Here is a 22,988-nt window from a genome sequence, read left to right as displayed (position 1 = left end):
TTTTATCCCATAGTTTTGCTACATAGCCAAATTTATGGGATAAAATCCAGTACTGCGCTGCATATACTGACGCCACCCTCAGAATTTGGAGTGCTCAGATGCAATCGATTACCCGCCTTTTCACGGCCCATCCTCAAAGCGTTGATGAAACCTATTTCGAACATTTACTCTTTGCGGGACGGTTTTCTGTGATGCTGTTTGCGGCTGGATTTTGCGCGCTGGTCCATGCCATCCTGCCGTTTGCGTTTGAGAAAACATCAGGACGGCTGATCGAACGGATGCACGGGATGATCCACAACAGATAGCGGCGTTGCCTCAGGCGCTGGCAGATCCGACCCGGGATATTTTCCCAAAAAACCCTACAGAGGCTCGATATCGCCTTGGGCCCGATCTGCGTGGAATTTTGCCTCGAACTGGGCAAAAGTACCTGCTGCGATGGCCGCGCGCATATCTGACATAAGTTCCTGAAAATAGTGCAGGTTGTGCCACGTCAGCAACATGCCGGAAATCATCTCCTGCGCGCGAAAGACGTGGTGCAGATAGGCACGCGAGTAGTTTGAACAGGCAGGACAGGTGCAGGCCGCATCCAGCGGGCGTGGATCATCAGAGTGGCGGGCATTTTTGATATTCACCACCCCGTGTCGGGTAAAACATTGGCCTGTGCGCCCCGACCGCGACGGCAGCACGCAGTCCATCATATCGATGCCGCGCTTGACCGCGCCCACGATATCATCGGGCTTGCCCACACCCATGAGGTAGCGGGGTTTGTCCACGGGCAGTTGTTCCGGCGCGTAATCCAGACAGCCGAACATCGCTTCCTGCCCCTCGCCCACGGCCAAGCCCCCAACGGCATAGCCTTCAAATCCAATGTCTTGCAGGGCTTGCGCGCTCTGGCCACGCAAGTCTTCCTCCAGACCGCCTTGTTGGATCCCAAAGAGCGCATGACCCGGGCGATCCCCGAAAGCCTCGCGCGAGCGTTTGGCCCAACGCATGGACAACTCCATGCTTTCGGCAATGCGGTTTTTGTCCGCAGGCAGCGCGGGGCATTCATCGAAACACATAACGATGTCGCTGCCCAAAAGACGTTGGATTTCCATGGACCGCTCAGGCGTCAACTCGTGCTTTGAGCCATCAATATGGGATTTAAACGTCACCCCGTGCTCGGTCAGTTTGCGCAGGCCAGCAAGGCTCATCACTTGGAAACCACCACTGTCGGTGAGGATCGGACGCTCCCAATTCATAAACCTGTGCAACCCGCCCAAGCGATCGATGCGTTCTGCCGTGGGACGTAGCATCAGATGATACGTGTTGCCCAACAAGATATCAGCCCCCGTGGCGCGCACACTTTCGGGCAGCATTGCTTTGACCGTGGCCGCTGTGCCCACAGGCATAAAAGCCGGGGTGCGGATTTCGCCACGCGGTGTGTGGATCGTGCCAGTACGGGCGCGGCCATCGGTTTTGTGCAGATCGAACTGAAATTTACTCATGCCAGCCTCATGGCCCAGCAAAACAAATTTGCCAAGGGGGCTTGGTGCACTGGACGCAGACCAAGGCAAACCCTATATAAACACTCAGGAACACACGGGAACCAACTTCATGACTGACGCGACCCCCATCGAAGGCACGCCGCTGATCAAGCCATCCAGCACAGACCACCCTTTGTACGACAACATTGTGGAAGCCTGCAAAACAGTCTTCGACCCCGAGATCCCAGTGAATATCTACGACCTGGGTCTAATCTACACCATTGATATTACGTCGGAAAATGATGTGAGCATCCTGATGTCTCTGACAGCACCGGGGTGTCCTGTGGCAGGTGAGATGCCGGGCTGGGTTGCAGATGCGGTTGAACCTTTGGCGGGCGTCAAACAAGTGCAGGTCGATCTTGTTTGGGAGCCGCAGTGGGGCATGGATATGATGTCTGATGAGGCCCGTCTTGAATTGGGGTTCATGTAGAAGCCCTTTCAGGTTTTGAGGGGGCCCACTTTAAATTCAGCACAATTCCCATTTTTTGAATTGGAGGACGTCAAAGGCGCATATCCTTGCATCCAAACGGCATACTAAAGGGGTTGCATTAAACCAAAGCAAGCAAAAATGGTTGCACTCTTCAAAAGCAAGCGTTAAAGATTGCATTTCATGACCCAAATCTATGCTGTCTTCACTGGTGATCTTACAGGTTCGCGCCACAATGCCTCTGCACTAGAGGCCACAATGCGGCTCCTTAGCCAAACCTGTGATACTTTAGGCCGTCTGTTTGAGCTGGATTTGCGCTTTACCCGATATCGCGGGGACGGATGGCAAATCATTCTGCCCGCACACCTGCTGCTGGAGGCCAGTCTGGCCCTGTTGTCCGCGCAAAGGGCCCTACCCCAAGCCCTAGACACCCGCATCGGGATCGGGGTCGGCAGTGTGACCCATTTGGGCAGCGAAAACCTGTCTGACGCTATGGGTGAGGCGTTTTTGGCAGCCGGGGATACACTGGATGCACTCACCGGCACATCACGCACCCTTGGATTAAGCGGCTCAGCAGCACCGCAAACCCTTGCAGGCAGCCTCGACATTGTGGATTGGATGGCACAGGGATGGACATCCCATCAGTCCGAAGCCATCGCTGTCTTTCTTTTGCAACCGGAATTTGCCACAAACAAAGCCCGCGCTGCGGCTTTGGGGATCAGCAGGCAAGCCTATGAAGCGCGGTTCAACAGTTCCGGCTTTCCGGCCTTAAAGGCCCTACGCAAAGCCATCAAAGAGATGCGTTTTGAGGCAGACCCAGAATGATTGAGACGTTCACAGCCCTGCTTTTTGCCCATGCCTTGGCCGACTTCATGTTCCAAACCGATTGGATCAATCGCAACAAAACACGTGTCACTGTTTTGTTGTTGCATGGCGCAATTGTTTTGGTCCTGTCCTTGATGGCCGTTGGGCATTTGGCGGCACCGGCTGTGCTGGGTCTTGCTGCAGTGCACATTGCCATTGATGCAGTCAAAACCTTTGGCGGCTTTCGCAATTTCACGGCCTTTGTCATCGATCAGGCCCTGCACGTCGTGACGATTATCATCGTAGCCTTCTTTGTCTCCGATCTATGGCAATCGGGCTATTGGGCCACGCAACATACCCAAATCGCCACGCTTGCCCTGCCGGTAATGGCGTTGGCTGCAGGGCTGATCCTGACACTGTCGGCAGGCCAATATGCGATCGGGATCATGATGCAATCCCATACGGTGCGTTTGCGCGGGCGGGGATTGCGCAACGGCGGGCGCCAAATCGGCCTTCTGGAACGCGGCCTGATCTTCTTTTTTGTTCTGTCCAGCCAACCACTGGCCGTTGGGTTTTTGATCGCTGCGAAATCGATCCTTAGGTTTGGCACGGCCTCGCAAGATCAACGAACTGCTGAATATGTGATCATTGGCACGCTGGCTTCGTTCGGATGGGCCTTTGTGGCAGCCACAGCAACAGTTTGGTGGCTGGGACAACTGCCCCCACTTGAGATTTTTGCGCCACGCCCCTAAATTGAAGGTATAGCGCGCAAAGGCAGTCCCTCCATGTTTTCGATCCCCGGCAAAAACGCAGTCTCGATCACTCCAGCAGCAGCGGCGCAAATCGCCAAACTGATGGACAAAGATGACCACCAAGGTCTGCGCATCGGCGTCAAAAAAGGCGGCTGTGCGGGCATGGAATATACCATGGAATATGTGACTGAAGTTGATCCTTTGGATGAGGTCGTCGAACAAGACGGCGCACGGGTGATGATCGCCCCCATGGCGCAAATGTTTCTTTTTGGCACGGAAATAGACTATGAAGTCTCGTTTCTTGAGGCTGGGTTTAAGTTCAAGAACCCGAATGTGACCGAGGCCTGCGGTTGCGGCGAAAGCATCAAGTTCGACGAGACATTGTCAGCAGGCTAATGGCCGTCACGGCCGAAGATATCGCCTTTGCCAAGGATCTCTTTGCGGATCTTGGCACCATCTCCACTCGAAAAATGTTTGGCGGCTTGTCGATTTATTGCGACGGCAAAATCTTTGCCATTATCGTTGAAGACCAATACCGCCTGAAAGGTGCAGGCGATATGATAGCAGTGTTCGAGGCGGAAGGCTGGCTGCGATGGACCTACACGCGCAAAGACGGCACAGCCAGTGCGATGCCATATTGGGATATGCCCGAAGCATTGCTGGACGACCCGCAAGAGGCCTGCACCTGGGCGCGACGTGCTTTGGCTCACCTCTGAAGGTTGGCATAGGTCCGGAATTGGTCTGAGGTGAACAACACTTCAAAGGCACAACAATTTGACCGTTGCCGCGAAACGGCGCTTTGAGCCTTCTTAGACCGATGCTGCATTTGTCCCCAATGTCTGTTATGCATTACTCAAGAAATTAGAATGCAGTTCATTATTGGATAACTATAGGATGGAACTACCGCCGCAGGTTTTTGAATATGTTCGGAGTTTATTTGGTTCGGTAGACGATGCCGTCTCGAAGAAAATCTCGCTAACACCCAACACGCCAGAGGAGTCTCTGGATATAGCCTTCATCGAGAGTTTGTCGGGCTACGCTGCTCCGAAGGTTGTTTGTCCAGGCTGGGCGGTGCGAATTTCGTCGCACTTCATTGGCAGTATCAGGCACTTTAGACGTTACGAAGTTGCAGACATTGGAGTTGTTGTCGTTTTCAAACGCGGGACGAAGGTTCTCAAGAGAAAACTTGTGCTTCTCCAATCAAAGCGCCTTTATCCCAACAATTTCCGCGTTACGGAGCTTGATGAGTTCGATTATGAACTAGGACTTGCTATGGTCACTAGAGAAGAGCCACATGAAACCCCCATATTTTCAAGCATCTTGTTCGAATTTGATAGTACATCGGCATATGGCGCGCTCCGGACGAATAGTCGGCAATGCCAGACAATTCAGGATCATTTTGAACACACCAAAATTCCTGTGCACTATATGTTTTATAACCCCTTGGTCTTGCCGTGGGAGTTTTCGTATCCGGTCGGTAGTCATCCTGAGCTACCGTCACGGAGTTTTGGAACTCGAGTCATCGAAATGGATACAGTTCATGGCGCGCTTGCGGATGGTTCGGGAGCACTCAAAATATCTGACATTGGGAAAGCCGAGGAAGAATTTGTCTTTGGCCACAGTTTGGCGGACTTTTTCGTAGATGTCCTCAAATGTAACCAGGGTTACACATACGATGGAGAAAAGGACATTGGGCTACGCAACCTGTTTAGAAGGAAGAGCGGCCCAATCTTCAGTGTGATAGAAGTTGTTGTTGAGCAATCTGCAGACTAACACTTCGGCCCAATCCGCGCCGCAAGCCGACCTTGGCACAGCCGAAGCGAAGGCTCACTTCGTCCCGCAAAGCGGACTTAGACACCCTCCACCAAGCCTATCCTTTACTCTTCAAATGCACGTAGGTCTCTGAAAACCGTTTCTCCATGTGGTCCCCTGCCCGGATCACCTCGCCTGACCCGACCGGGGCCACGTTGGTGTCGTGGTTTGGATTAAAGAACAGCGGCACGGACAGGCGTTCGTCCTTGCCGCCCACAACACGGTGCGGCGTGGCTTTGACGCGGCCTTGGGTCCAGAACTCGATCATTTCACCAAAGTTGATCACAAACTCGCCTTTGGGTGCCGTGACAGGGATCCATCCGCCGCCGCGCTTGCGGACTTCCAATCCCGGTGTGCCATCCGTGGCCAACAGCGTCAGGCAGCCATAGTCCGTATGTGTCGCGATACCAAAATCTTTGGCCGTGGCCCAACTGGGCCGTTTGGGATAATAATTGCCCCGCAGCAAAGCCATGGGGCGCGTGAACTTATCGTCGAAAAACGAGGCGTCCTCGCCAATGGCCGTGGCAATCACCTTCAGCAGATCCAAGGAAAAAGCGCAGGCTTTATCGTAATAGTCGCGGATGATCGGAAAGAAATCTGCGGGATCTTTTGGCCACAGGTTTGGCGCATAGTAGCTGAGGTTCTCTGCACGCAGCGGATCCTCTGCATTCAACTGAAAGCCACAATCAAACACCTGTTTGTAATCTGGATTTGCATCTGGGTCGACTTGTTCCGACTGCGGCCCACCCCATCCGCGATTGGACTTGGTCGTGGCCATATTGACCTGTTCCTTGGCCTCGGGGGGCAAAAGGAAAAACCGGTGGTAGGCATCAATAACGGTGCTGACATCGTGGGCGCTGATCGGCCCGTTGTGCACGGTCAAAAACCCGATGTCGCTGGCGCCGGTGTGAATGGCTTGCAGGGTTTTGTCGTGCTCAGGATGGGTAGGGTCCAAAGCAACAGCGGCATCAATTCGAGGGATCATAACAGGGTCCTTTTTGGCTGCAGGGGTGATGCCTGCGCCCGCTTCACATTGCAAGCCCCTTGACCCCCGCCGCCTGAGTTGCGATTTGTGCCAGGGGATTTTTAGGGAAAAATTGAGGGAACGTTCACATGCGTCGCAAACTGGCAGCCGGAAACTGGAAAATGAACGGCCTGGCGGCAGGCCTTGCCGAAGTTCAAACCTTGGCGCAGACACATCCAAACGACACGGTTGATATACTCCTTTGCCCGCCTGCGACCCTTTTGGACCGAATGTCTGCCACCTGCGCGGGCAGCGCGATCAAAACCGGTGGGCAGGATTGCCATATGGCCACAACCGGTGCCCATACAGGCGACACATCTGCACAGATGCTGGCCGATGCAGGTGCAGGCTATGTGATCCTTGGCCATTCCGAGCGGCGCACGGATCACGCCGAAAGCGACGGGATGGTGCACAGCAAAACCAAGGCTGCTTGGGATGCAGGGCTCGTCGCTATTGTATGCGTCGGTGAAACCGAGGCCGAACGCACCGCTGACAAGACGTTGGATATCATCGCAGGCCAGATGTCGGGAAGTATTCCTAATGGGGCAATTGGGGTTAACCTTGTGGTGGCTTATGAACCCGTGTGGGCCATTGGTACCGGATTGGTACCAACGCTGGATCAAATTGGCGAAGTACACGACTTTATGCGCACGCTGTTGATCCGCCGCTTTGGCGAGGACGCGGGCCAGTCCATACGCCTGCTTTATGGTGGCTCTGTCAAACCTGCCAATGCGACCGAGATTTTTGATGTCTCAAACGTGGACGGTGCATTGGTTGGCGGTGCCTCGCTGAAGGCTGCAGATTTTTCCGGGATCATCACGGCCCTTGAGGCCAGCGTCTAGAAAAACAGGTTCAGGCCTGTCAACGACACCACCAAAAACAGCACGGTCATGATCCCGCCCGTGCGGACAAAATCGATAACCCTGTAGCCTGCTGGCCCCATGATCAGGGCGTTGACCTGATGGGTCGGGATCAAAAAGCTGTTTGATGTTGATATCGCGACAGTTAGCGCGAAAATCGCCGGATCCCCGCCCGCAGACACAGCGATCGAAACCGCCAAGGGCACCAGCAAAACCGTGGCCCCAACGTTGGACATCACCAACGTGAACACTGTCGCCAATACCGCAACACCAGCCTGCAATGACCACAACGGCCACCCATCCAGCAAAGTCAGAATCTGCTGGGCGATCCAAGCCGCCGTGCCAGTGTTTTGCACCGCTTGCCCCAAGGGGATCAAACTGGCCAACAAGAACACGGTATTCCACCCTACCGCAGAATAGGCCTCATCGGGGCTGAGAACCTTGGACAGCAACATGCCAACAGCCCCCACCAACAAACACAGTGACAACCGCAAATCAGTGAACAACACCAATACCAGCGCAATCAGCAAGAACGCCAAGGCCCAATTGACCTTTTGCGGGCGCAGTTCCTCTTGCGGAAAATCCGAAGTCACGATCACAAAGTCACGGTTTTCCTTGAGGCGCGCCAAACGCTCCCAAGCAGTGTGCACAACCAAGGTATCGCCGGTCTGAAAGGCCACTTCGCCCAAGGGTGTGGCCGGGTGATCTTCGGTTTCAACGTGACTTAGGGTTTCCTCAACCCGGTGAATGGCCAACATAGACAGACCGTAGGTTTTGCGGATTTTCACATCCTGCGCCGTTTGCCCAACCATGCTGGAGCCAGGTGGAATAACGATCTCGGCCACACCCGCCTTTAGGGGGGAGAAATCTTCCTGAAACACGTCAAGACCGGGCAAAACGGTCAGGCCAAAATCATCTGCCATCTCTTGAACCACCCGGCGCAGGCCAAGCACGGCCAAACGGCACGGTGTCTGAATTTCGGTCAGAACCTGCGGGGCCATGACCCGGTTGTTTTTGTATTCGGTCCCAAGAATATAAAGGTGGTGACTGTCCATCAGATCCTGAATGGTCTGACCCACAAGGATATTGCCTGCAGGCACTTCGACCTCGAACACATCCGCGCGCAACCCGTAAGTCTTTTTGACGAACTCGCGCATGGTCTGGGCCGAACTGGCATCCGAGCGGATCCCACCACCGGGCAAAACCCAGCGCCCCAGCAGGGTAAAATACGCAATCCCGGTGACCACCAACATAGCCCCCACAGGTGTGACAGAAAACAGATCAAAAGGTTCCATTTTCTGCCCTTCCGGCAGGCCCGCATTGGCCGTCACAAGCAAGTCATTGAGCAAGATCAGCGGGCTTGATCCGACCATTGTCATGGTTCCACCAAGGATCGCACAAAACCCCATAGGCATCAGCAAACGGCTAAGCGGGATGTTCGTGCGTGCAGAAATCCGACTGACCACAGGCAAAAACAACGCCGCTGCACCGACGTTTTGCATAAAGCTGGAAATCACACCAACGGTGCCCGACACGATAGGAATGATGCGGCCTTCGGTCGTGCCACCCTTTTTCATAATGAGCGAAGCCACCTTGGACATCAGACCAGTTTTATCCAACCCTGCCCCAATGATCATCACGGCGATAATACTGATCACAGCATTACTGGCAAAGCCGTCAAAGAGACTGTTCACATCGGCCAAATTGCCCAAACCGGGTGCATAGCTGAGCACCCCCAGCAGCACCATCACAAGGATCGCCGCCAGATCGATCCGGATAATTTCGGACACAAATAGGAAAACCGTAAACGCCAATATTGCCAAAACTGCGCCCATTTCAAATGTTAGTGTGAGCGCGTCCAATGGCTTTCCTTCGTTTGGCTTTCGTTTCAGCAGCTTACCGATACCTACACACAAAAAAAGACCCCAAATCCATCCAGATCAGGGGTCTTTTGCTGTTTTTTGACGATCTGGACCTATTTAATGATCGTTTCTGGCCCCATGATCGCGTGAGGGATCGCCGTACTGATCCACGGGATATAAGTGATCATGATCAAGAAGATGAACAACACGCCTAGGAATGGCAGGGCCGCTTTGACCACACCCATCATCGGCATCTTGGCCACGCCTGAGGTCACAAAGAGGTTCAACCCCACAGGTGGCGTGATCATCCCGATTTCCATATTGACCACCATGATAATGCCCAGATGGATCGGGTCGATGCCCAGTTCAATCGCAATAGGAAAGACCAAAGGCGCCACGATGACCAACAGGCCCGACGGTTCCATGAACTGACCACCGATCAACAAGATGATATTGACGATCACAAGGAACATCACTGGACCAAAGCCTGCCGATAGCATTGCGTTGGCGATGCTTTGGGGGATTTGCTCGTCAGTCAGCACGTGCTTGAGGATCAGCGCATTGGCGATAACAAACAGCAGTGTGACCGTCAGTTTGCCCGCATCAAAGAGGGTATCGCGCGTATCTTTGTGAAAGAACGCTGTGATCAGCGCATCAGGGCGTTGCAGCAAGCTCTTTTTTGCCCGGCCCTCGCGTTCAGCCAAAGGCCCCATGTCGCGGTAGATAAACACCGCCACAATGAACGCATAGACCGAGGCCACCGCGGCGGCTTCCGTCGGCGTAAAGATTGCCGAAGTCACACCGGGTATACCGTAGATGCCCACCATGATGATCACGATCAACAACAAGCCCCACAGCGCGTCCTTAAGCGACGCAAAGATCTCACCCCATCCGGCCCAGTCGCCTTTGGGCATGTCCTTAATTGTGGCCATGATGTAAATCGCAACCATCAACATCAGACCCGCCAAAAGCCCCGGCAGGATCCCCGCAAGGAACATCCGCCCCACGGACACATCAACGGCTGCGGCGTAGACCACCATCACGATGGATGGCGGGATAAGAATGCCAAGCGTGCCTGCGTTACAGATCACGCCTGCGGCAAATTCCTTGGTGTAGCCTGCCTGTTGCATGGCCGCGATCACGATTGAGCCGATCGCCACAACCGTAGCCGGGCTTGAGCCGGACAAAGCCGCAAACATCATACAGGCAAACACGCCCGCAATGGCCAAACCGCCGCGCAAGTGGCCCACACAAGCAATGGAAAACCGGATGATCCGCTGTGCCACACCGCCTGTCGACATAAATGACGAGGCCAGAATGAAGAACGGGATTGCCAGCAGGGTATAGTGACCCTCGAACGCGCTGAACAAGGTTTGCGCCACTGACGCAAGCGAGCTGTCGGAAAACCAGATCAGAAACAGAACCGATGACAGGCCAAGCGACACCGCAATCGGCACACCGATCAGCAACAGCCCCACAACCATGACAAATAAAAGAAGGACGTCCATTATTTTGCACTCCGTTCAATGTGCGCGGCTGCAGCCTCGATATCATCTTCGGCCTCGTGGCTGGCCACGATCCGGTCCAGCTCGCCCTTCCAGATCCGGACAGCCACTTGGGCAAACCGAAACAGCATCAAGGCCATGGATAAAGGCAAGACAATGTAGGGGATCAGGCGCGGAATTTTCTCATATTCTTCGCCTTCATTGAACACGTCTTCCATCCAACGCATCACTTCGGGCATCGGGATGTCGTTCACCTCATACCAGCCTTTATCGCGGTATTTTTCCTCGAACCCCAATGGGAACCAGCGCCCTTCGGTGCCAGGGAGGTTAGCAAAATTAGCCCAATAATCCCACGCCCCTTTCAGCAGCAAAAACGTAAAGACCATGCAGGCAACAACAGATATCAGTGCCAGAATGCGCCGTTTGGGAGCCGCCAGAAGGTTAACAATCGCGTCTACGCCCAAATGCATGTTCTTTTTGACCGCATAGCTTGCGCCCAGCAAAACCAACCATCCAAACAAAAACACTGTCAGTTCCAGTGCCCAAAGAATGTTCGCATTAAAAGCGTAGCGCGCCACAACATTGGCAAATGTAACCAGCGTCATGATCCCCAGAAGGCTGGCAATCAGCGTCTCTTCCAAAGTGTCCATGAAGCTGGGAGGTGATGAATGTGCACTGCTCATCGTGCGTCCCCTTCCCCAAGAGTAGATATAAAAAAGGCGGGCCGTCTCCAGCCCGCCAATGGCTTTGGTATCAACGCGGTTTAGAAACCTGCGTTAACAGCCTGCGCTGCGTCGATGTTTTCTTGGCCAACATCGCCTGCGAATTTCGCCCAAACAGGCTTCATCGCATCAACCCATTGCTGACGCTGCGTGGCGTCCAACTGACGGATCACACCACCGGCATCCAAGATAGCTTGTTTTGCGCTCTCGTTCACAGCAAAAGCTTCGGAGTTACGTGTTTCTGTGACTTCGTTCAGGATTGTCAGGAACTGGTCACGTACAGGCGCGTCCAAGCCGTCCAGCCAATCAACCGAGGCCACGACAAGATAGTCGATCACACCGTGGTTTGTTTCGGTTGTGCCATCTTGGACTTCGAAGAACTTACGACCAAAGATGTTGGACCATGTGTTTTCCTGACCGTCCACAACGCCCTGCTGCAGCGCACCGTAAACTTCCGAGAACGCCATTTTCTGGGGCGAGCCACCGATGGCTTCCATCTGAGCAACCAAAACGTCCGAAGACTGGACACGGAACTTCAGGCCGTTTGCATCTGTTGGGGCAACCAAAGGTACGTTTGCCGACATTTGCTTCATGCCATTGTGCCAGAACGTCAGGCCTTGCAGGCCGCGGCGCTGCATACTGTCTTTCATAGCCTGACCTGTTGCAGAGGCTTGGAACGCGTCAACAGCTTCGATGTTCTTGAACATGAAAGGCAAATCAAAGATGCGGAATTGCTTGGTGAACTTTTCAAACTTGGACAGCGACGGTGCGGCCAGCTGAACGTCACCTTGCAGCAACGCTTCAAGAACCTTGTCATCGTTGTAAAGTGTCGAGGACGGGAACACTTCCATGCACATTGTGCCGTTCATCTCGTCGTTCACACGCTGTTCCAGCAAAGACGCAGCGATCCCTTTAGGGTGCTTGTCTGTGTTGGTCACGTGGCTGAATTTTACAACGATTTCACCATCGTCACAGGCCGCGATTGCTGAACCTGCAGAGAAAGAAAGGGCAACAGCCGTTGCCGCAGCAGTCAAAAATTTCATTGGGGTCTCCTCCCTGAGACTATTTTCCCGCAACCCTATGGGCCGCTGGGCCATAGTGGACAGATAGCGCGCGTCAGGCTCAAGCAAAGAATGAAGAAACGTCTAATTTTTTTTGTTTTTGACGGTTTTTCAATGCTCTAGTGGTGGTTCTTTAGGGTCGCACAGGCGTCAGACACGCACGATGTGCGGTTTTCCGCACAGGTCGTTTTACCTCTGTGCGAAAATCCGCACAACTGTTACCGCTCACATAAATTTCGACCAGCACAACCGCTTAGTCCATTGGCGGTGCACCACCGGCCTTGGTTTTGGCCTCAATATACGGGGCAAGACGTTCGGCAACCTCGCCTGCATGGGCCAAGGGCGTGTAGGCCGCCAATGCGTCTTGCCAGACCTGTGTAGCACGTTCCTCAGCGGTTTGCCCCCCTGCGGCTTTCCACGATCCATGGTTGCTAAGATCCGCATTCAACGGCGGATAAAACGCGCGGTCAAACCGTTCCATGGTGTGGGCCGCTGCAAAGAAATGCCCGCCCGGTTGCACTTCGGTCAAGGCGTCAAAGCCGATCTCGGCCGCATCCGCCTTGGTCGGCAGGCACATCTCGGCCACGGTTTGGACGGCTTCCATATCGGTCACAAATTTCTCGTAGCCGTAGGTCAGCCCCCCTTCTAACCAGCCAGCAGAATGTACACACATGGTGGCCCCCGCCATCAATGCCCCCATCAAGCCACAGGTGTTTTCCGTGGCCCCTTGGGCATCGGCGGCGTTGCTGGCCGATCCTGCCGCAGATCGCCACGGCAAACCAATCAACCGCGCCAACTGCCCCGATCCAAGTTGCAGTTTCATATGCTCAGGTGTGCCAAACGCAGGCGCGCCGGATTTCATATCGACGTTCGAGGCAAAGCCACCGTAACTGACCGGCGCACCAGCACGTGTGATCTGGGCCAATGTGATGCCCGCCAAACACTCGGCGTGCTGCAACGTCAAAGCCCCGGCCACTGTGATCGGGGCCATGGCACCAGCAAGGCAAAACGGCGTGATGATGGTCATCTGTCCGTGCCGTGCAAAATCGATGATCCCTTGGGCCATAGGGCGATCCAGCATCCGAGGGCTGTTGGTGTTGATCACGGTGCTGGCCCAACTGCCGTTTTCAAACTCAGCATCCGAAAGGCCATAGCCCAAGCGCAGCATCTCGAAGGTTTGTTCAACCTGCCCCTGCCCGCGCGCATACACAAAGGCCAACTTATCGCCCAGCGTCATTTGCGTCAGGTTCATCGCATAATGCCTCAGATGAACCGGCACATCTTGCGGTTCAGGCGACGGGGCCATTTTGTGCATGGCCGGATAAAACTGGGTAAGCTTGGCAGCGTCCTGATAACCCGCCAGCGAGCCCGGGCCACGCCCATCGCGGCGGTTGAACATATTGGGACAACCGCCCGCCGGCGTGAAAATCAGCGATCCCAGCTCATAGACTTGATCATGGGCCGGGTTTATCGCCCGCAACCGAATAGATTTGGGCGCTGTCGTCACCGCGGCGGCAACAACATCGCGCCCCACATAGACCATATCATCGACCACACGGCATCCCGCCTTGGCAAAAAGTGTGCGCGCCTCGGGCAGTAAAACTTTGATGCCTAATTCCTCGAGCACCCGCAGGGCTGTGTCGTGTATGGCCTGACATTCATCGTCCGACACCGCCTTTTGCGGCGTGAACGGATTGCGCAGTTGCCGGTAGTCCGCGCGAGGTGCAGGTGCTTGGGATTGGCGCGCCTTGCGGCCTGTACGACGGGGCGGTTGGGCGGTCATCGGGTTTTGAATTCCTCTGGGCGCAACCCATGCTTGGCCAGCTTATCATACAGTGTTTTGCGCGGCAGTTGCAGCGCCTCCATGGCCTGTGCGACCCGGCCCTGATATTCGATCATCGCCGCTACAAGAATGGCCTTTTCCGTTTGCGCCATTTGTTCAGCTAGCGACAGGCGAGGCAACTGTGCAGGCTCGTGCAGGCCCATGGCAAAGCGCATGGCCTCATTCATCAACGCCCGCGCGTTTCCGGGCCAGTCGCGCCCCATCATATCCGCAAGGATGGCTGGCGTGATCACCGGCGGTGTCAGGTTAGCCTGTTCCGAAGCCTGCGCCACATAGCGTCGGAACATCACCGCAATATCCTCTGGACGATCCGCGATTGAAGGGATGTGGATCGCATGCAGCCCCAGCTTGAGGTAGAGATCATGATTGAACCGCCCCGCTGCAACTTCACTGGGCAAGTCGCGGTAACTGCCGCCAATAACGCGCACATCGCTGGTATGATCCAACAGGGCAAACTGTGCCTCGGCGTCCAGAACTGCCACTTCGTCAATAAAAAGGGAACCGGTTTTGGCCAAATCAAGGGCCGCTTGTATCCCGCCCAGATCCAGCCCTGCCGCCGCGCGTTTGATAAATGGGGCCTCTGACCCAGCCGAGAGCAAATGCACCACTTCGGCGACTTTGTAGGCCCCTGTCCCCGGCGCCCCAGTCACCAAAACATCGCCTTGGCTTTTGGCCGCGTTGCGCACGCGTTTGCGCAAGGCATTCGCCAGATCAGAAGTACCAAAAAGCATCCTAGCTGCTGCATCGCCTGCCTCGGCCAACGCTTGCTCGCGCCGTGTCGCAAGCAAGGCTGCCCGGTGGTCCAAGGCCCGCCGAACAACCGCAACAAAATCCTGAGGACCACAGGGTTTTTCGATGAAATCAAAGGCCCCGTGCTGCATCGCCCGCACCGCCATAGGAATATCGCCCTCACCCGTCAGCAAAATCACCGGCAATTCCGTGTCTTGCAGTTGCGCGTATTCAAGTAGGTGAAAACCATCGCGCCCTGGCATGCGGATATCCGTGACCACCACACCCCCAAGATCTGCCGTTATTTTATCCTTGGCCATCACAAAGGAACTGGCCAATTCAGCCTGCAAACCAGCAAGCTCCAATGTCTGCCCAAGGGCTACGCGCACGGCCTCATCATCGTCGACCAGGATCACTGTTTCACAGGCCGTCATCATGCCGCCGCCTGCGCCTGACTTGGCTGCAATGTCACTGTAAAAATTGCCCCGCCGTCTGGATGGTTTTGGCCACGGATTGCACCGCCAAAGCTTTGGATCAAACCATAGGAAATCGACAGGCCCAATCCCATCCCCTCGGAATGGCCAACTTCTTTGGTGGTGTAGAACGGATCAAAGATCTTTTCTGCATCGTCAATTCCCGGGCCATAATCGCGCAAGGAAAACGTCACGACGTTTTGCTCTGCGCTCAGATCCAGATCCAACCGTTTGGCAGGCAGGCCGTCCATGGCATCAATCGCATTTGTAATCAGGTTCACCACCACTTGTTGCAGACGCACATCCCCCCCGCGCACCCAGATCGCCTGTGGCGGCGGTGTCCAGTGCAGTTGGGTTCCACTTTCGCGCACCCGCATGGCCGTCACCTCGAGGGCTGCATCTATGACCTCGGCGAAATCCACGTCCGAGACAGGTTCCGTTTCCTGTCGGGCAAAGGCGCGCAGGTTTTTGATGATGCGCCCCATGCGGCGGGCCAAATCCGAGATCCGCCCAAGATTATCAGCCGCCACATCCGCCTTGCCTTGGTCCAAAAAGGTGGCTGCGTTTTCGGCAAACGACCGGATCGCCATCAAGGGTTGGTTCAGTTCGTGACTGATCCCTGCAGACATTTGCCCTAGGGCCGTCAATTTGCCCGCTTGGACCAAATCAGCCTGAGCTTTTTGCAACTCAGCTGTGCGGGCCGCCACGCGCGCTTCAAGCACTGTGTTGGCATCGGCCAAGGTGCGCCGACGTTCCGTGGCCAAAAACAAAACCGCCCCAAAGGCTAAAAATAGAGCTGCCGCTACGGCCGCCTGCAAATTTGCAATCCGCACCACTGGGGCCAGATCCAACAGCGCCTCACCGGTCATCCCGATCACGGGCAAGTCTTGGGTCAAGTGCAGGGCCCTGCGCGGAATATACGGCCCCCCTTCGGCCTGCCACAGGTTTTGCCCGGCCAAACGCCGGATCCTGTGATCGAAAAACGGGCGCAAGGCAGCGCTGTCGTATTCTGCATTCACCGAGGCCACGAACCCGCCGTCTGCATCGCTATCGCGCCGCATCAACGCCAGTTCGGACCGGTTAGAGACAAAGACAACCCCAAGGTCATCGGTGAAAAAAATGGTCGGCCTGTCGCCGCGCCAATCGGTTTCGACCCCTTCTATATCCGCCACCACAACCACGCTGCCATTGGCAGGCCCTTGCGCGCTGAACATCGGGGCCGCCGCCAAAAAGGCCCGGCGATTTTGCGTGGTCAACACGTGATAAAAGCCTAATGCTCCGGTCATAGCCCTTTGGAAATAGGGCTTTTCGTTGTGATCTAACGTCAGTTCTTGCGATGCGGTATGGGCCAATTCACGCCCCTGCCGGTCCAAAACCAGAATGTCCAGAGATCCGGTTTTGTCGACGATTTCTTGCAACAACACATTTGGCGCAGCTTGCGGCTGCCCTGAAAACACCAATTGCGTCAGGTCAGGATGATCAGCCAACAACACCGCCAGTTCCTGAAATCGCTGCAATTGCCCGGTCAACCGGCTGGCGGCCAAGCTCAGATCGGCCTGCCCCCGTGCGGCCAATTGCGTCAGCGCCTGCCGGTAGCTGATCCACCACACACTGGCGCCCAGCAACGCAACAGTCAGCACAAATGCTGTTACTGTCGCCCATCGTTGTCGTGAAGTACGTGCCATGGGCGCAAGTGTAAAAACCATTTGCGCAGATTGCCAGCGCCGTTATCACGTGGGTCATGACCCAGCCTTTGCCCCTTTTGCATCAACAGCCCACAGATCCGGCCTTTGTGCAAAACCCCTACCCGTTCTATGCCAAAGCCCATGCCTTGGGCGCGGCCTTTCATTGGGCTGAGTACCAGATGGATTGCGTGGTTCAGTATGATTTGGCGCGGCGTATTTTCAGCCATCCCGCCTTTGGACGTGCCGACCCTAATCCAGCAAAAAAGCCCGATCATTTAACTGACTTTTGGGCCGTCGAGGATCATTCGATGCTGGAACTTGAGGCCCCGCGCCATCCAGTTTTGCGCAAGCAGGTCTTGCGCGCCTTTACCTCGCGCAGGGTTCGGGACCTCGCCCCGGAAATCACCGCTTTGGCGCATCAATTGATTGACGCCTTTCCCAGCCAACCGTTCGATTTGCTAACGGCCTATGCCCAACAGATCCCCGTTATAGTGATCGCCCGTTTGCTGGGGGTGCCAGACCATGATGCGCCGCGGCTGTTGGCATGGTCCCATGACATCGTCAAAATGTATCAGGCCCAACGGAGCCATGCAGATGAGGTCGCCGCCAACACCGCAGCGGCCGAGTTTAGCAACTATGTCCAAACCCATATCGACGCCAAAAGATGCACAGCCACGGACGACCTGTTAAGCGCGATGATCGCCGAGGAGGCTTTGACGGGGCCCGAAATCGTCTCGACCGCGATCCTCTTGCTCAACGCAGGTCACGAGGCCACGGTCCACACCATGGGCAATGCTGTTGTGGCGCTGATAAACCACGCATGCCCCGCCAGTGACCCAGCGATCGAAGAGGCAATGCGCTTTGATCCGCCACTGCATCTGTTTACCCGCTGGGTCTATGAGGATGTCATACTAGACGGTGTTGCCTTTCACAAAGGTCAACAGATTGCCCTGCTCCTTGCCGCAGCCAACAGGGACCCTGCCCGCTGGGACCAACCGCACAGGTTTGATCCAAGTCGCGTCCCACAGCAGCATCTGGCCTTTGGCGCTGGCGGGCATTTTTGCCTTGGGGCGCCGTTGGCCCGCCTCGAGTTAGGGATTGGGCTGCGCGTATTGTTTCAGCGTTGCCCCGATCTGCAACTGGTCCAGCCCCCACAGTTTGCAGATATCTTTCATTTCCACGGGTTAGACCGGCTGATCGTCCAAGTCTAAAGCGGCAACATCGTCGTGGATTTGATTTCCTCCATGGACAGCAATGCCGTGACATTATGCACGCGCACTTCAGAAATCAGCGCTTGATAGAACGCGTCATAGGCCCGCGCATTGGGCACACGCACCTTCAGGATATAGTCGATATCACCGGCCAAACGGTGTGCTTCCTGAACCTCTGCGCGCTCTTGCAACGCCTTCAGGAAGTTCGCTTGCCACGCCGCATCATGTTCCGACGTGCGGATCAAGACAAAAAAACAAGCCTCAAATCCCAACGCATCTGCGTCCAGCACGACGGTCTGCTGCCCGATGATGCCCGCATCCCGCATTTTGCGGATACGATTCCACACTGGCGTCTTGGAACTGCCGACATCAGAGGCAATTTCGTCCAAAGACTGACTGGCATCCGCCTGAAGGCTGCGTAAAATTTTCCGATCCATATCGTCGATCCGAACATTCATTCGCTTATCCTCGCTCTTGCAGAAAATTCTGACTGACGCCCGTCTAAATCAGGACATGCGTCCTTATCAACCCCTCAGATCATGCATTTTTTAGAACTTTATTCTATTTTGATCGGGCAATTGGATGACAAAGGCGAACCCTATGCAACATTTCCCAGTGTTTATGGCTGTGGCCGGACGGCGTATCGTCCTCAGCGGCGGTGGCGAAGCGGCCTTGGCCAAACTGCGCCTGTTGCTCAAAACCGAGGCTCACGTAAACGTCTTTGCAGCCCAGGCCGATGAGCAGATCATCAAATGGGCCGCCACGGGCAAGTTGACGCTGCATCCGCGCCCCCTTGAGGCAGGCGACGCAATGTGTGCTGCCTTGTTTTATGCCGCGAACGAGGACGAAGCAGAAGACGCCCGCGTGGCAGATCTGGCCCACCGCGATGGTGCTTTGGTCAATGTGGTCGACAACTTGGCAGACAGCCAGTTTATCACGCCCGCCATCGTGGACCGCGATCCTGTAACCATCGCCATCGGAACCGAAGGGGCCGCCCCCGTTTTGGCCCGCGCCATCAAGGCGGATCTGGAGGCGAAACTGCCTGCTACCCTCGGCCCTCTTGCCCGCATCGGCAAAGGCTTTCGCAAAATGGCCGAGGCCCTGCCGTTTGGCCGCGCGCGCCGCGAATTTTGGGGCGATTATTATTTTCAGGCCGGACCAAAAGCCGTCGAAACTGGTGGAATTGACGCCGTTCCTGCGGCGCTAGAGGATCTGCTGCAGTCCCATCTGGCCAAAGATGCCCGTTCGGGACATGTTGATCTTGTCGGTGCAGGGCCGGGAGATCCCGATCTGTTGACCCTCAAGGCGCGCAAAGCCTTGGATGCAGCCGATGTGGTTGTTTATGACCGCTTGGTCAGCCCAGAAATTCTAGAATTGGCGCGCCGTGAGGCGATTATGGTGGATGTGGGCAAAACCGGCTTTGGCCCCTCTGCCAGCCAAGACACTATCAACGCAAGCTTGGTCAAACACGCCCAAGACGGCCACCATGTGGTGCGCTTGAAATCTGGGGACGCGACAGTGTTCGGTCGCTTGGATGAAGAGATCGACGCGCTTGAGGCCGCTGATATCCAATGGCGCATTGTGCCCGGAATCACTGCTGCCAGTGCTGCTGTGGCCAGTATCGGTCAAAGCCTGACCAAACGTGACCGCAATTCAGCCGTGCGGTTTTTAACAGGTCACGACATGCAAGGGTTTGCCGATCATGATTGGCGTGCTTTGGCAGGGTCCGGCGAAGTGGCGGCGATCTATATGGGCAAGCGCGCAGCGCGTTTTGTTCAGGGTCGTATGTTGATGCACGGGGCAGATCCTGCCACCCCCATCACTATCGTGGAAAACGCCAGCCGCGCAGATCAGCGCATCGTCTCTACCACATTGGCCCTGTTTGCCAGCGATCTGGACGCGGCCAATCTGACCGGCCCTGCCCTGACCTTTTACGGGCTCGCCCCACGTGCAGCGGCCGCTCAGATCGAAACAATTTCAAAGGAGGTCGCCCTATGAGCCGCACCTTTACCCCAAAAGTCGTCACCGCCAACGCCCTGATCGAAGGCGATGTGATCTACTTGCAAACCGACGGTCAATGGACCCGCGACCTGCGCCACGCCGAGTTGATCGAGGACGAGGCACGCGCCAACGCACGTCTGGCCCTAGGCGCATCAGATCAGTCCGTTGTGGCAGGCGTCTACCTGATGGACGCGGTCATGGGCAAAAATGGTCCAGAACCCACGCACTTTCGCGAAGCCTTCCGAACCCGCGGCCCCTCAAATTACCCCCACGGCAAACAGGTGGAGTTGTCACATGTATAAATACAACGACTTTGACGCAGCTTTTGTGCGCGAGCGTGTGGCCCAGTTTCGGGGCCAAGTGGAACGTCGTATCGACGGTTCCCTCACCGAGGACGAGTTCAAGCCGTTGCGGTTGATGAACGGTCTTTATCTGCAATTGCATGCCTATATGCTGCGGGTGGCCGTGCCTTACGGCACGCTCAACAGCCGTCAGATGCGGCAACTTGCGATGATTGCGGACAAGTGGGACAAAGGCTATGGCCACTTCACCACGCGCCAAAACATCCAGTACAATTGGCCCGAATTGAAGGATGTGCCGGACATTCTGGAGGCTTTAGCGGATGTGGAAATGCACGCGATCCAAACCTCGGGCAACACAATCCGCAATGTGACAGCCGACCATTTTGCAGGTGCTGCTGCAGACGAAATCGAAGATCCCCGTCCCGTGGCTGAATTGCTGCGCCAATGGTCCACGGATCACCCCGAATTCCAGTTCCTGCCACGCAAATTCAAAATCGCCGTCACGGGCTCCGAAAACGATCGCGCCGTGACCAAAGCCCATGATATCGGCGTGCGCATGGTGCGCAACGCAGCCGGTGACGCCGGTTTCGAAGTGATCGTGGGCGGCGGCTTGGGCCGCACCCCGATGATCGGCAAGGTCCTGCGGGAGTTCCTGCCAAAGGCGGATCTGCTGCCCTATATTGAGGCCGTGGTCAGCGTGTGGAACATCCTTGGTCGTCGCGACAACAAGTATAAATCGCGGATCAAGATCACAGTGCATGAAAACGGGATCGAGGAAATCTCGCGCCGCGTCGAAGATCGCTTTGGCGAGATCCGCGGCGGCTTTGGCGGGATCGATCAAGAGATCCTTGCAGGTATCGAGGCACAGTTTGCCGCTCCAACCTTCGCGCAGAAATCAGACGCGGGCTATGAGGCCGCACGCCTTGCGAACCCCGCGTTCCGATCTTGGTCGGATACGAATTTGGCAGCGCACAAGGCCGAGGGCTATGCAATTGTCAGCATCTCGCTGAAGGCCCATGGCGCGACACCGGGCGATGCAACGTCGGATCAAATGCGGGTCATGGCCGATTTGGCCGAACGCTATGGTCATGATGAGTTGCGCGTCAGTCACGAGCAAAACATCATCCTGCCTCATGTGCATAAATCTGATTTACCTGCGATCTATGCCAGCCTGCGCGAAGCCGGACTTGCTACAGCCAACATCGGGCTAATCAGCGATATCATCGCCTGCCCGGGTATGGACTACTGTGCACTGGCCACGGCCCGGTCGATCCCGATTGCACAACAGATTGCCGAACGGTTCGATGAGCTGAAACTGGAGCATGAAATCGGCGCGCTGAAGATCAAGATCAGCGGATGCATCAATGCCTGCGGACACCACCATGTAGGCCACATCGGCATTCTGGGATTGGACCGTGCAGGCGTAGAGAACTACCAGATCACCCTAGGCGGCGATCATACTGAAACCGCAAAAGTCGGGGAACGGGCTGGTCCGGGCTTTAGTGCTGAAGAGATCATTCCAGCGATTGAACGTCTGGTTCTGGGGTATCTGGATCTGCGCCTAGATGCGGACGAGACATTCATCGAGGCCTTCCGCCGCCTTGGCATGGGCCCTTTCAAAGCTGTCCTTTATCCACAGGTCAAAGCCGATGCCGCTTGAAGCCCCCCTTCCCCCCGCAAAGGCCCGCGCGGCCGCTTTGAACGCCCGCTACAAACACCACGGGGCCATCCATGTGGTCGAACATGCCCTAAGCGACGCCGAAGTCGGGCGCATCGCTTTGGTGTCGTCCTTTGGCGCGGAATCTGTGGCCCTTTTGCACATGGTGGCCCGCATGGACCGCAGTACGCCAGTTATATTTTTGGACACCGAAATGTTGTTTCCCGAAACCTTGACCTATCAGGCAGAGGTCGCGGATCGCTTGGGGCTAAACGATGTGCGCGTGGTCTCGGCGCAGCGAGACGCGTTGTTTGAACGCGACAATGAAAACCTGTTGCACCTGCATGATCCCGACGCCTGTTGCACCCTGCGCAAGACCGAGCCGTTGGATACAGCCCTAACCCCGTTTGATGCGTGGTTTACCGGGCGCAAACGCTTTCAGTCCGGCAGTCGCGTGGCGATGGATTTCTTTGAAGTTGGCGATCAGGGCCGGATCAAGGTTAACCCGCTGGCCCATTGGGCCCCACGCGATGTGCAAGAGTACATGGATGAAAACCGCCTGCCGCGCCATCCCTTGGTGGCCAAAGGCTATCCCAGTTTAGGCTGCGCGCCCTGCACCAGCCCTGTGGGATTTGGCGAACATCCCCGCTCGGGGCGGTGGCGTGAGCAAGACAAAACGGAATGCGGAATTCATTTCGACAGAAACAAAATGGTCCGACGTGGCGCGTAAAG

The 22,988-nt window shown here is 55.8% G+C and carries 23 protein-coding genes; 13 read left to right on the top strand and 10 right to left on the bottom strand.

The features are described 5' to 3' along the window. Window positions 1-98: 98 nt before the first annotated feature. Window positions 99-305, top strand: coding sequence for a DUF6356 family protein (locus tag ACIRQ6_RS05690; protein ID WP_420863173.1), 207 nt, complete (start codon window positions 99-101; stop codon window positions 303-305). Between the two features lie 54 nt (window positions 306-359). On the opposite strand, the gene tgt is transcribed toward ACIRQ6_RS05690, so the two are convergent. After that, window positions 360-1,487 carry a tRNA guanosine(34) transglycosylase Tgt gene (gene tgt, locus ACIRQ6_RS05685; RefSeq protein ID WP_420863172.1) on the bottom strand — a complete coding sequence of 376 codons (1,128 nt, stop codon included), beginning with the start codon at window positions 1,485-1,487 and terminating at the stop codon, window positions 360-362. A 109-nt stretch (window positions 1,488-1,596) separates the two neighbouring features. Between tgt and ACIRQ6_RS05680 the strand changes: the two genes are divergently transcribed. The 6 genes from ACIRQ6_RS05680 (at window position 1,597) to ACIRQ6_RS05655 (ending at window position 5,282) form a co-directional block, all read left to right on the top strand. Further along, window positions 1,597-1,956 carry an SUF system Fe-S cluster assembly protein gene (locus tag ACIRQ6_RS05680; protein WP_420863171.1) on the top strand — a complete coding sequence of 120 codons (360 nt, stop codon included), beginning with the start codon at window positions 1,597-1,599 and terminating at the stop codon, window positions 1,954-1,956. 180 nt (window positions 1,957-2,136) lie between these two features. Then, entirely contained in the window at window positions 2,137-2,778 is a 642-nt protein-coding gene (locus tag ACIRQ6_RS05675; RefSeq protein ID WP_420863169.1) for a hypothetical protein, read from the top strand. Next, a complete protein-coding gene (locus ACIRQ6_RS05670; RefSeq protein ID WP_420863168.1) occupies window positions 2,775-3,509 on the top strand; it encodes a DUF3307 domain-containing protein in 735 nt (244 codons plus the stop codon). Before ACIRQ6_RS05675 ends, ACIRQ6_RS05670 begins: the two co-directional genes overlap by 4 nt. Before the next feature lie 33 nt (window positions 3,510-3,542). Then, the gene (locus tag ACIRQ6_RS05665; RefSeq protein ID WP_420863167.1) at window positions 3,543-3,905 is read left to right on the top strand and encodes a HesB/IscA family protein; all 363 of its coding nucleotides are present in this window, start codon (window positions 3,543-3,545) and stop codon (window positions 3,903-3,905) included. Then, the gene (locus ACIRQ6_RS05660; protein ID WP_420863166.1) at window positions 3,905-4,225 is read left to right on the top strand and encodes a TfoX/Sxy family protein; all 321 of its coding nucleotides are present in this window, start codon (window positions 3,905-3,907) and stop codon (window positions 4,223-4,225) included. The genes ACIRQ6_RS05665 and ACIRQ6_RS05660 overlap by 1 nt, the downstream gene beginning before the upstream one ends. A 178-nt stretch (window positions 4,226-4,403) precedes the next feature. After that, window positions 4,404-5,282 (top strand): hypothetical protein, encoded by an 879-nt coding sequence (locus ACIRQ6_RS05655; RefSeq protein ID WP_420863165.1) that lies wholly within the window; start codon window positions 4,404-4,406, stop codon window positions 5,280-5,282. Window positions 5,283-5,379: 97 nt separating this feature from the next. On the opposite strand, the gene ACIRQ6_RS05650 is transcribed toward ACIRQ6_RS05655, so the two are convergent. Continuing rightward, entirely contained in the window at window positions 5,380-6,306 is a 927-nt protein-coding gene (locus tag ACIRQ6_RS05650) for an isopenicillin N synthase family dioxygenase (RefSeq protein WP_420863164.1), read from the bottom strand. Window positions 6,307-6,434: 128 nt separating this feature from the next. On the opposite strand from ACIRQ6_RS05650, the gene tpiA reads away from it, so the two are divergent. After that, window positions 6,435-7,187 (top strand): triose-phosphate isomerase, encoded by a 753-nt coding sequence (gene tpiA, locus ACIRQ6_RS05645; protein WP_420863163.1) that lies wholly within the window; start codon window positions 6,435-6,437, stop codon window positions 7,185-7,187. On the opposite strand, the gene ACIRQ6_RS05640 is transcribed toward tpiA, so the two are convergent. From ACIRQ6_RS05640 to ACIRQ6_RS05610, 7 genes are all read right to left on the bottom strand, one after another. Continuing rightward, window positions 7,184-9,067, bottom strand: a complete 1,884-nt coding sequence (locus ACIRQ6_RS05640; protein WP_420863162.1) for an SLC13 family permease — start codon at window positions 9,065-9,067, stop codon at window positions 7,184-7,186. The two genes, tpiA and ACIRQ6_RS05640, sit on opposite strands and share 4 nt — an antisense overlap. A 113-nt stretch (window positions 9,068-9,180) precedes the next feature. Next, a complete protein-coding gene (locus ACIRQ6_RS05635) occupies window positions 9,181-10,575 on the bottom strand; it encodes a TRAP transporter large permease (protein ID WP_420863161.1) in 1,395 nt (464 codons plus the stop codon). Continuing rightward, a complete protein-coding gene (locus ACIRQ6_RS05630) occupies window positions 10,575-11,255 on the bottom strand; it encodes a TRAP transporter small permease (RefSeq protein ID WP_420863160.1) in 681 nt (226 codons plus the stop codon). Before ACIRQ6_RS05630 ends, ACIRQ6_RS05635 begins: the two co-directional genes overlap by 1 nt. Window positions 11,256-11,335: 80 nt before the next feature. Then, window positions 11,336-12,337, bottom strand: coding sequence for a DctP family TRAP transporter solute-binding subunit (locus tag ACIRQ6_RS05625; protein ID WP_420863158.1), 1,002 nt, complete (start codon window positions 12,335-12,337; stop codon window positions 11,336-11,338). A gap of 271 nt (window positions 12,338-12,608) precedes the next feature. Beyond that, window positions 12,609-14,138 (bottom strand): trimethylamine methyltransferase family protein, encoded by a 1,530-nt coding sequence (locus ACIRQ6_RS05620; protein WP_420863157.1) that lies wholly within the window; start codon window positions 14,136-14,138, stop codon window positions 12,609-12,611. Next, entirely contained in the window at window positions 14,135-15,364 is a 1,230-nt protein-coding gene (locus tag ACIRQ6_RS05615) for a sigma-54-dependent transcriptional regulator (RefSeq protein WP_420863156.1), read from the bottom strand. The genes ACIRQ6_RS05620 and ACIRQ6_RS05615 overlap by 4 nt, the downstream gene beginning before the upstream one ends. Beyond that, window positions 15,361-17,085, bottom strand: a complete 1,725-nt coding sequence (locus ACIRQ6_RS05610) for an ATP-binding protein (RefSeq protein ID WP_420863155.1) — start codon at window positions 17,083-17,085, stop codon at window positions 15,361-15,363. The genes ACIRQ6_RS05615 and ACIRQ6_RS05610 overlap by 4 nt, the downstream gene beginning before the upstream one ends. Before the next feature lie 56 nt (window positions 17,086-17,141). Between ACIRQ6_RS05610 and ACIRQ6_RS05605 the strand changes: the two genes are divergently transcribed. Then, on the top strand, window positions 17,142-18,296 hold the full coding sequence (locus ACIRQ6_RS05605) for a cytochrome P450 (protein ID WP_420863154.1): 1,155 nt from the start codon (window positions 17,142-17,144) through the stop codon (window positions 18,294-18,296). Here ACIRQ6_RS05605 and ACIRQ6_RS05600 read toward each other — a convergent pair. Beyond that, window positions 18,293-18,754 carry an Lrp/AsnC family transcriptional regulator gene (locus ACIRQ6_RS05600; RefSeq protein ID WP_420863153.1) on the bottom strand — a complete coding sequence of 154 codons (462 nt, stop codon included), beginning with the start codon at window positions 18,752-18,754 and terminating at the stop codon, window positions 18,293-18,295. The two genes, ACIRQ6_RS05605 and ACIRQ6_RS05600, sit on opposite strands and share 4 nt — an antisense overlap. A 142-nt stretch (window positions 18,755-18,896) precedes the next feature. Here ACIRQ6_RS05600 and cysG point away from each other — a divergent pair, with 142 nt between their 5' ends. The 4 genes from cysG to ACIRQ6_RS05580 are packed head-to-tail and all read left to right on the top strand — an operon-like array spanning window position 18,897 to window position 22,986. Then, window positions 18,897-20,294: a siroheme synthase CysG gene (cysG, locus tag ACIRQ6_RS05595; RefSeq protein WP_420863152.1), complete on the top strand. Its 1,398-nt coding sequence runs from the start codon at window positions 18,897-18,899 to the stop codon at window positions 20,292-20,294. Beyond that, complete coding sequence (locus ACIRQ6_RS05590; RefSeq protein WP_420863151.1) at window positions 20,291-20,599, top strand: DUF2849 domain-containing protein; 309 nt, start codon at window positions 20,291-20,293, stop codon at window positions 20,597-20,599. The genes cysG and ACIRQ6_RS05590 overlap by 4 nt, the downstream gene beginning before the upstream one ends. Then, window positions 20,592-22,259 (top strand): nitrite/sulfite reductase, encoded by a 1,668-nt coding sequence (locus ACIRQ6_RS05585; protein ID WP_420863150.1) that lies wholly within the window; start codon window positions 20,592-20,594, stop codon window positions 22,257-22,259. Before ACIRQ6_RS05590 ends, ACIRQ6_RS05585 begins: the two co-directional genes overlap by 8 nt. After that, complete coding sequence (locus ACIRQ6_RS05580) at window positions 22,249-22,986, top strand: phosphoadenylyl-sulfate reductase (RefSeq protein ID WP_420863149.1); 738 nt, start codon at window positions 22,249-22,251, stop codon at window positions 22,984-22,986. Before ACIRQ6_RS05585 ends, ACIRQ6_RS05580 begins: the two co-directional genes overlap by 11 nt. Window positions 22,987-22,988: the final 2 nt, after the last annotated feature.

The sequence above is a fragment of the Algirhabdus cladophorae genome (genome assembly GCF_044772865.1).
Classification (GTDB): Bacteria; Pseudomonadota; Alphaproteobacteria; order Rhodobacterales; family Rhodobacteraceae; genus Algirhabdus; species Algirhabdus cladophorae.
The sequence above is the reverse complement of the archived record's forward strand: the minus strand, read 5'-3'. Positions and strand labels throughout refer to the sequence as shown.

What these genes read in the sequence shown, in the direction of transcription:
- ACIRQ6_RS05690 (WP_420863173.1), top strand. Translation starts at nt 99, where the DNA reads ATGCAATCGATTACCCGCCTTTTCACGGCCCATCCTCAAAGCGTTGAT.
- tgt (WP_420863172.1), bottom strand. Translation starts at nt 1,487, where the DNA reads ATGAGTAAATTTCAGTTCGATCTGCACAAAACCGATGGCCGCGCCCGT.
- ACIRQ6_RS05680 (WP_420863171.1), top strand. Translation starts at nt 1,597, where the DNA reads ATGACTGACGCGACCCCCATCGAAGGCACGCCGCTGATCAAGCCATCC.
- ACIRQ6_RS05675 (WP_420863169.1), top strand. Translation starts at nt 2,137, where the DNA reads ATGACCCAAATCTATGCTGTCTTCACTGGTGATCTTACAGGTTCGCGC.
- ACIRQ6_RS05670 (WP_420863168.1), top strand. Translation starts at nt 2,775, where the DNA reads ATGATTGAGACGTTCACAGCCCTGCTTTTTGCCCATGCCTTGGCCGAC.
- ACIRQ6_RS05665 (WP_420863167.1), top strand. Translation starts at nt 3,543, where the DNA reads ATGTTTTCGATCCCCGGCAAAAACGCAGTCTCGATCACTCCAGCAGCA.
- ACIRQ6_RS05660 (WP_420863166.1), top strand. Translation starts at nt 3,905, where the DNA reads ATGGCCGTCACGGCCGAAGATATCGCCTTTGCCAAGGATCTCTTTGCG.
- ACIRQ6_RS05655 (WP_420863165.1), top strand. Translation starts at nt 4,404, where the DNA reads ATGGAACTACCGCCGCAGGTTTTTGAATATGTTCGGAGTTTATTTGGT.
- ACIRQ6_RS05650 (WP_420863164.1), bottom strand. Translation starts at nt 6,306, where the DNA reads ATGATCCCTCGAATTGATGCCGCTGTTGCTTTGGACCCTACCCATCCT.
- tpiA (WP_420863163.1), top strand. Translation starts at nt 6,435, where the DNA reads ATGCGTCGCAAACTGGCAGCCGGAAACTGGAAAATGAACGGCCTGGCG.
- ACIRQ6_RS05635 (WP_420863161.1), bottom strand. Translation starts at nt 10,575, where the DNA reads ATGGACGTCCTTCTTTTATTTGTCATGGTTGTGGGGCTGTTGCTGATC.
- ACIRQ6_RS05630 (WP_420863160.1), bottom strand. Translation starts at nt 11,255, where the DNA reads ATGAGCAGTGCACATTCATCACCTCCCAGCTTCATGGACACTTTGGAA.
- ACIRQ6_RS05625 (WP_420863158.1), bottom strand. Translation starts at nt 12,337, where the DNA reads ATGAAATTTTTGACTGCTGCGGCAACGGCTGTTGCCCTTTCTTTCTCT.
- ACIRQ6_RS05620 (WP_420863157.1), bottom strand. Translation starts at nt 14,138, where the DNA reads ATGACCGCCCAACCGCCCCGTCGTACAGGCCGCAAGGCGCGCCAATCC.
- ACIRQ6_RS05615 (WP_420863156.1), bottom strand. Translation starts at nt 15,364, where the DNA reads ATGATGACGGCCTGTGAAACAGTGATCCTGGTCGACGATGATGAGGCC.
- ACIRQ6_RS05610 (WP_420863155.1), bottom strand. Translation starts at nt 17,085, where the DNA reads ATGGCACGTACTTCACGACAACGATGGGCGACAGTAACAGCATTTGTG.
- ACIRQ6_RS05605 (WP_420863154.1), top strand. Translation starts at nt 17,142, where the DNA reads ATGACCCAGCCTTTGCCCCTTTTGCATCAACAGCCCACAGATCCGGCC.
- ACIRQ6_RS05600 (WP_420863153.1), bottom strand. Translation starts at nt 18,754, where the DNA reads ATGAATGTTCGGATCGACGATATGGATCGGAAAATTTTACGCAGCCTT.
- cysG (WP_420863152.1), top strand. Translation starts at nt 18,897, where the DNA reads ATGCAACATTTCCCAGTGTTTATGGCTGTGGCCGGACGGCGTATCGTC.
- ACIRQ6_RS05590 (WP_420863151.1), top strand. Translation starts at nt 20,291, where the DNA reads ATGAGCCGCACCTTTACCCCAAAAGTCGTCACCGCCAACGCCCTGATC.
- ACIRQ6_RS05585 (WP_420863150.1), top strand. Translation starts at nt 20,592, where the DNA reads ATGTATAAATACAACGACTTTGACGCAGCTTTTGTGCGCGAGCGTGTG.
- ACIRQ6_RS05580 (WP_420863149.1), top strand. Translation starts at nt 22,249, where the DNA reads ATGCCGCTTGAAGCCCCCCTTCCCCCCGCAAAGGCCCGCGCGGCCGCT.